The sequence below is a fragment of the Streptomyces sp. NPDC090798 genome, assembly GCF_044768965.1.
GTDB lineage: Bacteria > Actinomycetota > Actinomycetes > Streptomycetales > Streptomycetaceae > Streptomyces.
Map to the genome: position 1 here is coordinate 1 of NZ_JBIVXA010000069.1, position 1,514 is coordinate 1,514.

1 protein-coding gene is annotated in these 1,514 nt (G+C 65.1%); it reads left to right on the plus strand.

From position 1 onward, the window contains the following. Positions 1–48: 48 nt before the first annotated feature. Positions 49–1,514: condensation domain-containing protein (locus tag ACIQTP_RS46995; RefSeq protein ID WP_403412403.1), on the plus strand; the 1,466-nt coding region annotated here is incomplete at its 3' end.

Here is a 1,514-nt window from a genome sequence, read left to right on the forward strand (position 1 = left end):
TCGGCGGGTTCGGCGGGTTCGGTGGTGGTTGAGGCTGAGGGTGCTGGTGTGGGTGTGGTGCCGTTGACGCCGGTGATGCATCAGGTGCGGGAGCGGGGTGGGCCGTTGGAGGGTTTCTCGCAGTCGATGTTGGTGGGTGCGCCGGTGGGGTTGTCGGTTGAGGGGTTGGTCGCGGTGGTGCGGTCGGTTCTGGATCGGCATGACGGTTTGCGGTTGCGGGTTGTTGGTGGTGAGGGGGGTTCGGGTTCTGGTTGGGGTTCGGGTTGGGGTTTGGAGGTGTTGCCGTCGGGTGTGGTGGATGTGGGGGGGTGTGTGCGTCGTGTTGATGTGTCGGGTGTGGTGGGTGTGGCGTTGGAGGAGGTGGTGTTGGCGGAGGCGGGTTTGGCGCGGGGGCGTTTGGATCCGTGTGCGGGTGTGATGGTGCAGGTGGTGTGGTTCGACGCGGGTGTGGGTGTGCCGGGTCGGGTGTTGTTGGTGTTGCACCATTTGGTGGTTGATGGGGTTTCGTGGCGTGTGTTGCTGCCGGATTTGGCGGTGGCGTGGGGTGCGGTGTCTGTGGGGCGTGGGGTGGAGTTGGCGCCGGTGGGGACGTCGTTTCGTGGTTGGGCTGGTCATTTGGTGCGGTTGGCTGGTTCGGCTGGGCGGGTTGCGGAGTTGGGTTTGTGGGAGGGGATGCTGGCGGGTTCTGGTGTGCGGGTGGGGTCGCGTGAGCTGGATCCGGTGAGGGATACGGCGGGGACGGTGGAGGGTTTGGTGGTGTCGTTGACGCCGGAGCAGACTCGTCCGCTGTTGGGTGAGGTTGCTTCTGTTTTCCACGCGAGTGTTGAGGATGTGCTGTTGGCCGCGTTGGCTTTGGCGGTGACGCGGTGGGGGTCTGGTTCTGCTGGTGTGTCTGCTGGTGGTGGGGTGTTGGTGGAGTTGGAGGGGCATGGGCGGGAGGAGGTTGTGGAGGGGGTTGATCTGTCGCGGACGGTGGGTTGGTTTACGAGTGCGTATCCGTTGCGGCTGGATCCTGGTGTGTTTGATGCGGGTGAGGTGTGGGCGGGGGGTGCTGGGGCCGGTGTGGTGTTGAAGCGGGTGAAGGAGCAGGTTCGGTCGGTTCCGGATCGTGGGCTTGGTTTTGGTTTGTTGCGGTATTTGAACGCGGAGACGGGTGCGGTGCTGCGTGGGGGTGCGCGGCCGGAGATCGGGTTCAACTATTTGGGCCGGTTCTCGGTGGGGGGTGGTGGTGCTTGGCAGATTGCTCCGGAGTCGGTGGCGTTGGGTAGTGGGATGGATCCGGGGATGCCGGTGCCGCATGCGTTGGAGATTAATGCGGTGGTGCAGGACGGTGAGGTGGGGCCGTGTTTGCAGGTGTCGTGGTCGTGGGCTTCGGGTGTGCTCGACGAGCAGGGTGTGGAGGAGTTGTCGGGTCTGTTCGTGGGGGCGTTGGAGGCGTTCACGCGTCACGCGGCCGGCTCCGACGCGGGTGGTTACACGCCTTCCGACCTGCCCCTGGTCTCCCTCAACCAGGC